The sequence below is a fragment of the Streptomyces sp. NPDC044571 genome (assembly GCF_040647115.1).
Taxonomy (GTDB): domain Bacteria; phylum Actinomycetota; class Actinomycetes; order Streptomycetales; family Streptomycetaceae; genus Streptomyces.
Genome location: NZ_JBEZBN010000005.1, coordinates 175951 through 184355 on the forward strand (window position 1 = coordinate 175951; position 8405 = coordinate 184355).

Genomic DNA, 8405 nt, shown 5'->3' on the forward strand with positions numbered 1-8405 from the left:
GCTGGCCGCGCGGCCCCCTCAGTAGGGAAGAAGACGCAGCCGCGCGCGCAGCCGCCGGGGGGTAGAACGCGCAACGGCGGCCCCGCCCGGCCGGGATCCGGCCGTGCGCGCCGCCGCTGTGCGTCACTGTTCCCTTCCTGTGCTCAGCCCTCGTCCACCGCCACGAAGCGCAGCTCGGAGGTGTACAGCTCCCCTTGGTCGTCGGTCAGCCAGGCCTGTTCGGGGCTCGGGAGCATCTCGGTGAAGACGGCCCGTCCCTCCGGTTCCCTGCGGGCCATCCGGCGCACCGCCTTGGCGAGGATGTTCACGTACACGGGACTGTCGAAGTCCACGTAGAACGGTCGGGTCTCGGTGGGCAGGACCACGAAGACGAACCGCGGCATGCCGTGCCGCTCCCGCCACTGCCGGGCCCGTACGAACCGGCGCGCCTCGTCCTTCTCGTCGGCGAAGTCCAGGCCCCCCGGGGCCGGGCGCCAGGTCTCGCGGGCCACCACCAGCCGGTCCACGGTGACCCGGGGGGAGTGCTCGGCCTCCTCGGGCAGGATCTGGAACAGGTCCATCGCCAGGGTGGTCAGGACGTGCGAGAACACGTCCACCGCAGGGAACTCGGCCCCGTCGGGCAGGACCACCGCCAGCTCGCCGTCCACCCGCTCGGTCACGGCCACGTCCGCGCTGAGCACGGTTCGGGGACGGCCGGGGTCGGCGGTGAAGTCGACGAGGGCGACGTGGTAGTCCTCCGGGCGGACCAGGGAGTGCCGGATCCGGGCCGAGAGCCGGGAGCGGTGCTCCTTGGGCAGCAGCGGCATCAGCCGGGGCCCGGGATGGTCGCGGTCGGTGAGCGCGGCGAGCTCCTCCGGGGCCGGATGCTGATGGACGAAGAGCGAGGCGCCCAGGGTGTTGGCCGCCACGTGCAGCTCACCGAGGACCAGCTCGAAGTCGCCGCGTACCACGGCGGGTTCCCCACTGGCCGCGATCATGATGTCGGGGCTGAGATAGCGCGCGGCCGTCCAGCCGCCGCCCGACCCGCCGAACTGCTCGGCCACCGGTCCCGCGACCGCGTCCAGCGTCAGCCTCACCCGGCGGCTGCCCGGCGGCGGGGCCAGGATCGCCCCCCACCGCCTGCGGAATTCCCGCTGGAGCTCGGCCGACTCCGAGCGGGCGGCGCCGTGCAGGATCGGCATACAGGCGAACCAGAACGCGGCCAGGTCGACCGGGCCCTGCCCGGCCAGCCGTGCGTACACCTCCTTCGCCCGTCCCATCACCGCATCGGCGAGCCGCGCGGTGAGCCAGCCCGCGCTGGTCAGCAGCGGGTCGAGCGGGGCGAGCGCCTCGTGCACGGTCCGGCCCAGCGTGGCCGTCGCCGCGCGCCGGCAGTCGGAGTACACCAGGGCCCGGCACGGGGCCGTACCGGCCGCCTTCTCGCGGACGGCGGCCGTCTCGGTCAGTGCGGTGAACTCCTCCTCCAGGCCGGTCAGCGCGGCCACCAGCTCCTCGGGTCCCTCGGCGGCCCGGACGCGCTCGCGCCCCCGCTCCAGGGTGTCGAGGGCGGCGAGCCCGGGCCGGCGCAGCTCCGCGTCCCCGACCCGGTCCAGCCAGGCCCGCAGGTACCGTTCCGGGCGGGCGCCGGCCGGCACTTCCAGCTTCCAGACCACCCAGCGGCGCGCCACCAGGTCGGCCAGGACGGCCGGCACGTCCACCCCCGGCAGCGCGGCCCGGATCTCCCGGGCCGGCCGTACGCCGTCGCACAGCGCGAGCACGGCCCGCGCCGCCTCCCCGGGGGACTGCAGCGGGCGGCCCGGCACCGTCACCTCCATCCCGGCCTGGCGGACGAAGGGCACCCGGCGCGGCGCCACCCACTCCCGCAGCGCCGGATCGGTGTCGAGCACCGCGGCGAGGGCGTCGATCGCCCAACTGGCGAAGTACACCCGTGAGTCGGCGACCAGACCGCTGCCCGGGTCCACTTCGACGCCCTGCGTGGCGAGGTTCCAGTGGCCCCAGCCGACGGGGCCGAAGAAGCCGATGGTGTCGTTCTTGACGCAGAAGCGCTGCCAGTAGTGGGCGACGAGCTCCTCGCGTTGGCGGGGCATGCTGGTGCGGCCGGCGGCGGTCGGCGTCCAGTTCAGGAACGGCGCGATGCCGGAGCCGAGCACCGGCCGGTTCTGCCAGGCCACCGCCTCCCGGAAGGCGGGCGTCCGGGCGATGTCCTGGAGGACGTGCGCGGTCTCCACCTGGGCATCGGCGAACAGGCCGGCGAACTCCTCCCACCGCTCGCCGGACAGCACCGCCCCGGGCCCGCCCCCGGCGTCGGGCGGCCCTCCGGCGTCGGGGCGGAACTTGTCGGCGGCCGAGGCCAGTCCCGCCGGGGCCAGCCGGAGCACGCCCCCGGCCGGGAAGCCGGCCCCGCGCAGCGCGAACTGGTCCCACAGCCGCCAACGGCCGCCGGGCACGTACGTGTCGGTCATGGCCTGCCCCTCATGCCTGGACGAAGTCGGCGTCGACGACCTCGGCGAGGTCGGCGGGCGAGGGGTAGGCGAAGACGAGGGCGACGGGGACCTCCACACCGAGGGCCTCCTCCAGCCGTGCGGTGATCCGGAACGCGGTGAGCGAGTCGCCGCCCCATTCGTAGAAGTCGCTGTGCTCGTCGAGTTCGGTCACGCCCAGGGTCTCCCGGTAGATGCCGGTGACCAGCTCGGTGAGGGCGGGGCCGGTGGGCTGCGCGATCAGGTTCTCGGTCGTGGTGGTCATGAGATCTCCTCCAGGAAGGGACGTGCGGCGGCGACGGGCGTGCCGGCCGCGAGGGACGTACGGGACACGACAGCGGTGAGCGACGGAAGACAGGGGTGGGCCGGGGCCTCCGGTGCCGCCGGTGCGGCGGGCAGGGGCGTGGCGAGCGCGGGCGTGGCCGCGGTGACGGACGCCGCCAGGGCCGCCGTCGTGTTGCCGCCGGAGACGACGGCGACGGAGCGGCCGTTGCCGCGGCCCACCCGCATGGCCCCGGCCAGGGCGACCGCGCCGCTGGGCTCGGCCTCCACGCCGCGCCGGCGCAGGAACGTCGCGGCGGCGAGGATCTCGGCGTCGGACACGGTGATCAGGTCGTCGACCCGGTCGCGGATCACCGGGTAGGGCACCGCCCCCGGCTGCTGCCCGCGCAGCCCGTCGGCAACGGTGTCGCTGGGCGCCAGCCGTACGGCCCGGCCTGCGGCCAGCGAACGGGCGTAGCGGGGCGTGCACGCGGGCTCCACCCCCACCACCCGGACCGGGTGGCCGTACGCGGCGAGGCAGACCCCGGCCAGCAGCCCGCCCCCGCCGGTCGGGACGTAGATCGTCTCGGCGTCGGGCGCCTCGGCGAGGATCTCCAGGCCGACCGTGCCCTGCCCGGCGACGACCAGTTCGTGGTCGGAGGAGGGCACGAGGACCGCGCCGGTCTCCTCGGCCAGCGCCCGCGCCCGGTCCTCCCGTTCGGCGACGCCGCCCGACACCCGTACGGTCCGAGCGCCCAGCGCCCGGATCAGGGCGATCTTGGCGGGGTGCGCCCCGGCCGCCAGCACCACGGTCACCTCGGCGCCGAGCGACGCGGCGAGCCGGGCCAGCGCGATGCCGTGGTTGCCCGAGGAACCGGTGACGATCCGGCGGGCACCGAGCGCGAGGACCGCGTTCGCGGCCCCGCGGAGTTTGAACGAGCCCCCGTACTGGAGGTGTTCGGCCTTCAGGAGCAGGCCCCAGCCGTCCCGCCGCCGCCCGGGGTGGGGCAGGCCCGGCAACAGCGGGGTCCGCCGGACGTGGCCGGCGATCCGCACGGCGGCGGCCTCCGCGTCCGCGCGGCCCAGCGGGGCGCCCGCCGTACGGGGCGCGGTGCCGGCGCTGCCAGGGGCGGCGGCGGGGGTGGCGGGGGCGGCGGTGGTGGTGAAGGCGGTGGTCATGAGCGGCCTCCGGACTGCGAGAGGGCGCGGCGGTCGGCCTTCCCGCCGCGGGTCGTGGGCAGCTGTGCCAGGCGGGCGAACCGGCGCGGCATCAGATGCGGGGGCAAGGTGGTGGCCAGGTGGGCGCGCAGCGCCGCGTCGGTGGTCTGCGCCAGGTCTCCGGTGACATGCGCGACGAGGAACACCCGTCCCTGCCCGTCGGTGTCGGAGGTGACGACCGCCCCCGTGACCCCCGGGTGGGCCAGCAGGGCGCCCTCGACCTCGGCCGGGTCGACGCGGTAGCCGCGGATCTTGACCTGCCGGTCGCCGCGGCCGAGGTACTCCAGCCCGTCGGGGCCCAGACTCGCCCGGTCTCCGGTCCGATACATCCGGGAGCCGGGAGGCCCGTACGGGTCGGGGACGAACCGCTCCGCGGTCCGCGCGGGCTGCCCCCGGTAGCCGCGGGCCACGCCCACCCCGCCGATGCACACCTCCCCGGCGGACCCGCCCGGCACCGCCGCCAGCCCCTCGTCGAGCAGCCGTACGACCACGCCGTCGATCGGGGTGCCCACGGTGTCCGCCCGCGTGTCCGGGCGGGTCGGCACGACATGGCGGGTCGAGGTCATCGTGCACTCGGTCGGGCCGTACTGGTTGACCAGCCGGCCCCGCACCAGGGGCCGGCCCCCCGCGGCGAGGAACGGCCGCAGCGACTCCCCGCTGGAGACCACCAGCCGCACCCCGGCCAACAGGCGCTGCCCGTCCGGCTGCCCGGCCAGGAAGGACAGGAACGACGGGGTCACGCTCAGCAGCGCGCTCACCTCGTGCTCGCGCACCGCCGCGCCGAACTCCTCGGGCCGCAGCAGCGCCGAGCGCGGCACCACCACCAGCCGTCCGCCCGCCAGCAGCGGGGCGAAGGTGTCCCGCAGGGAGGCGTCGTAGCCGAGCGGCGCCACCTGGAGGGCGACGGTTCCCGGGCCCAGGCCGTAGTCGCGCACCACGAAGCGCAGGTACGAGTCCAGACTGCGGTGTTCGACCAGCACGGCGCTGGGCTCCCCGGTGCTCCCCGAGGTGTGGCTGACGTAGGCCAGGCAGCGCCCGTCCGGCGGTCCGGGGCGCCCTTGGTCCGGACCCGCCGCCGTCCCGGGCCGGTCCAGCAGCACCGGCGGTCCCGGGACCGGCAGGTCCAGCCGCCCGGCCAGGGCCGAGGTGGTCAGCAGCATGTCGGCGCCCCCGCTGCGCACCAGGGCGGCCAGCCGGGCGGGCGGCTGCTCCGGGTCCAGGCCCAGGAAGGCGGCGCCGGAGCGCACCACCGCGGCCGGGGCGACGACGGCGTCCACGCCCCGCTCCACCGCCACCGCGCACACCCTCTCCGGCCGGGCTCCCCGCGCCCGCAGCACCGCCGCCAGTGCGTCGATCCGGGCGGTGAGCTGCCCGTACGTCCAGTCGCCCGCCGGGGTGGTGACCGCGATCCGGTCCGGTTCGGCGGCGGCGTGCGCGGCGATGTCGTCGACGAAGGTACGCATCAGCGCCCGCCCTCCGCTTCCCGCTGCACGGCGCTCTGGTCGACGGCGACGAAGCGCAGCTCCGAGGTGTAGGACGCGCCCTGGTCGTCGGTCAGCCAGGCCTGCTCGGGCGTCGGCAGCATCTCGCTGACCTTCAGCTTGGCGCCGGGGTCCTTGCGGGCCAGCCGGCGGGCGGCCTTGGCGAGGATCGTCAGGTACACCGGGCTGTCGAAGTCCACGTAGAAAGGCCGCGGTTCGGTGGGCGAGACCACGAACACGAACCGCGGCAGCTCGTGCTCCTGCTGCCAGTGCCGGGCCCGCACGTACCGCTTCGCCTCGGACTTCTCCTCCGCGAAGGCGAGGTCGGACGCGGCGAAGGCCCAGGTCTCGCGGGCCACGACCATCTTGTCGATGCTGATCCGCGGGGTGTGGTCGCCCTCGGGGCGCAGCGTGAAGCGGTCCATGACCCGCTGCGTCAGGGTGTTGGCGTACACGTCGAGCAGGTCGAAGGCCGCCCCGTCGGGCAGCACCGCCGTCAGGCGGCCGTCCCGGTCCTCCACCGTGACGTCGGCGCACAGCACGGTGCGCGGCCGGTGCGGGTCGCCGGTGTCGTCGACCAGTGAGACGAAGTAGTCCTCGGGCCGGTCCAGCGAAGGCCTGCTGCGGGTCGACCACTTCAGCGGCAGCTCCTTGGGCAGCATCGGCAGCAGCCGCGGCCCGGGGAAGTCGCGGGTGGTCTGCGCGATCAGCTCCTCGCGGTCGGGGTGCTGGTGCACGAAGAGCGAGGCGCCCATCGTGTTCAGCGCGCTGTGCATCTCGCCCAGCACCATCTCGAAGTCCCCGCGCGCCACCGCGTCCGCGTCCTCGGCCAGCAGCAGCACGTCCGGGCTGAAGTACCGGGCCAGCGACCAGCCGGCCCCCGGCTCCTCGAACTCGGCCCGCACCCGCTCGGCGATGTCCGCCGACGACACCCGGACCCGCCGCGCACCCTCGGGAGCGGCGAGGATCCGGGCCCACTTCGCCCGCAGCTCCGCCTGGACCGCGTCGAGATCGGCGCCCGCCTGCGCGTACGGGGAGGGCAGCGAGCCCAGCCACATCGACCCCAGGTCCACCCGGCCGGCCGGGCGCAGCCGCTCGTACACCTCGCGGAGGCGTTCGACGACCTTCTCGGCGAACCGGTTCGTCATCCAGCGCGCCGCCGTGAGGCACTGGGCCAGCGGGGTCAGCTCGTCCAGCAGGGCGGTGCCGAGAGTAGCGGTGGCCGCCCGGCGGCAGTCGGAGTACACCAGCCCGCGGCAGGGCGCGGTCCGCTCGCCCTTGGACCGCTGGGCGTCGGTGGCGGTCAGCGCGGCGAAGTCCCCCTCCAGGGCGGCGATCGCCGCGGTCAGCGCCTCGGCGTCCAGGCCCGCGGCCTGCACGGAGTCCCGGCCGCGTTCCAGTACCGCCAGCTTCGCCAGGGCCGGCTCGCGCAGCGCCGGGTCGCCGACGCGCTCCAGGATGGCCCGCAGCTCCCGCTCCGGGTAGGTGCTCGTGGGCACCTCCAGCCGCCAGTGCACCCACCGCTTGGCCAGCAGCCACTCCACGGCCCCGGTGGCCTCCGCCACGGGGATGCCGAGCGCCTCGGCGATCGCGCCCACCGGCCGGGTCCCGTCGCACAGGTCCAGGACGGCCCGGGCGGCCTCGCCAATGGGCTGCGGGGGCCGGCCCGGCAGGTGCACCGCTGCGCCTTCGGCCCGTACGAAGGACACCCGGCGCGGCGGGATCCAGGCCCGCATCGCGGGATCCGCGTTCAGCGACTTCGCCAGTGCGTCGATGGCCCAACTGGCGAAGTACACCCGTGAGTCGGCCAGGAAACCGCTGCCGGGGTCGATTTGGACGCCCTGCGTGGCGAGGTTCCAGTGGCCCCAGCCGACGGGGCCGAAGAAGCCGATGGTGTCGTTCTTGACGCAGAAGCGCTGCCAGTAGTGGGCGACGAGCTCCTCGCGTTGGCGGGGCATGCTGGTGCGGCCGGCGGCGGTCGGCGTCCAGTTCAGGAACGGCGCGATGCCCGTCCGCAGGACCGCCGGGTTCTGCCAGGCCACGGCCGCCCGGAAGCGGGGCGAGGCGGCGATGTCCTGGAGCAGCTCGGCGGTGCGCACGGCGCCGGTGTCGAACGCCGCGGTGAAGTCCTCCCATTCGGGGCCCGCGAGCGCGTCGCCCGGCCCGAACTTGTCGGCGGCCAGGGCCAGCCCCGGCGGCGCCATGCGCAGGACCCCCTCGGCGGGGAAGCCGGGTCCGCGGAGCGCGAAGTGCTCCCACAACCGCCACCCGCCGGTGGGCAGGTGCACGTTCTCTGGGGTGTCCGACATGGCGGAGCTCCTTCCGGCCTGAGCCTGAGGGGGTGGCATGGCCGGCGGCGTCGGACGCCCGGCACCTGTCGGTACCTCCCGGACGCCACCCTGGCTGCGGCACACCCTCCCGCCGGGCGCGGCCGGGCCACCAGGGAAGGAGTGGCAGCACCGACCGCCGTTCCTTCTGCGCGTTTGGCCCTATGGGCGGACCGGGCGCCACGACACGCTTGGCCTCGCTGACCGAATGACTGCGGGAGGACCGAAGCGATGAGTGACACCGACGAGACCGGCTACCGGGTCGTGCACAACGACGAGGAGCAGTACTCCGTCTGGCGGGCGGACCGCGAGCTGCCGGGGGGCTGGTACGCGGAGGGCACGACCGGCTCGCGGCAGGAATGCCTGGACCACATCGGCCGGATCTGGACGGACATGCGTCCGCTGAGCCTGCGCCGCACGATGGCGCAGTCCGGGGCCTGAGGTCCCGTACGACGGGGGTGTGATCGCCGGTCGGCGCGGCTGAGGCGCGGGGGGACCGAGCCCCGCCGACCGGTCCCGGGGGGGGCCTGCCGTGGCGGGGGGGGGGCCGGGGGGGGGGCGCGGCGCGGGCCCCCCCCGGGACCGCCGGCGGGGCCCCCCCGGGGGGGGGCAGGGGGGGGGCGCGGGGCCCCCCCCGC

Annotated in this window: 6 protein-coding genes; 1 reads left to right on the plus strand and 5 read right to left on the minus strand. The window is 75.8% G+C overall.

Going from position 1 to position 8405, the window contains the following annotated elements:
* Positions 1 to 143: 143 nt before the first annotated feature.
* The 5 genes from AB0B01_RS04605 to AB0B01_RS04625 are packed head-to-tail and all read right to left on the minus strand — an operon-like array spanning position 144 to position 7749.
* Positions 144 to 2462: a lantibiotic dehydratase gene (locus tag AB0B01_RS04605; protein ID WP_361712826.1), complete on the minus strand. Its 2319-nt coding sequence runs from the start codon at positions 2460 to 2462 to the stop codon at positions 144 to 146.
* A gap of 10 nt (positions 2463 to 2472) precedes the next feature.
* Positions 2473 to 2745: an acyl carrier protein gene (locus AB0B01_RS04610; protein ID WP_361712827.1), complete on the minus strand. Its 273-nt coding sequence runs from the start codon at positions 2743 to 2745 to the stop codon at positions 2473 to 2475.
* The gene (locus tag AB0B01_RS04615; RefSeq protein ID WP_361712829.1) at positions 2742 to 3920 is read right to left on the minus strand and encodes a pyridoxal-phosphate dependent enzyme; all 1179 of its coding nucleotides are present in this window, start codon (positions 3918 to 3920) and stop codon (positions 2742 to 2744) included. Before AB0B01_RS04615 ends, AB0B01_RS04610 begins: the two co-directional genes overlap by 4 nt.
* Complete coding sequence (locus tag AB0B01_RS04620) at positions 3917 to 5422, minus strand: amino acid adenylation domain-containing protein (protein WP_361712830.1); 1506 nt, start codon at positions 5420 to 5422, stop codon at positions 3917 to 3919. Before AB0B01_RS04620 ends, AB0B01_RS04615 begins: the two co-directional genes overlap by 4 nt.
* On the minus strand, positions 5422 to 7749 hold the full coding sequence (locus AB0B01_RS04625; protein WP_361712832.1) for a lantibiotic dehydratase: 2328 nt from the start codon (positions 7747 to 7749) through the stop codon (positions 5422 to 5424). Before AB0B01_RS04625 ends, AB0B01_RS04620 begins: the two co-directional genes overlap by 1 nt.
* Positions 7750 to 7998: 249 nt before the next feature.
* On the opposite strand from AB0B01_RS04625, the gene AB0B01_RS04630 reads away from it, so the two are divergent.
* A complete protein-coding gene (locus AB0B01_RS04630; protein ID WP_361712834.1) occupies positions 7999 to 8208 on the plus strand; it encodes an MbtH family NRPS accessory protein in 210 nt (69 codons plus the stop codon).
* Positions 8209 to 8405: the final 197 nt, after the last annotated feature.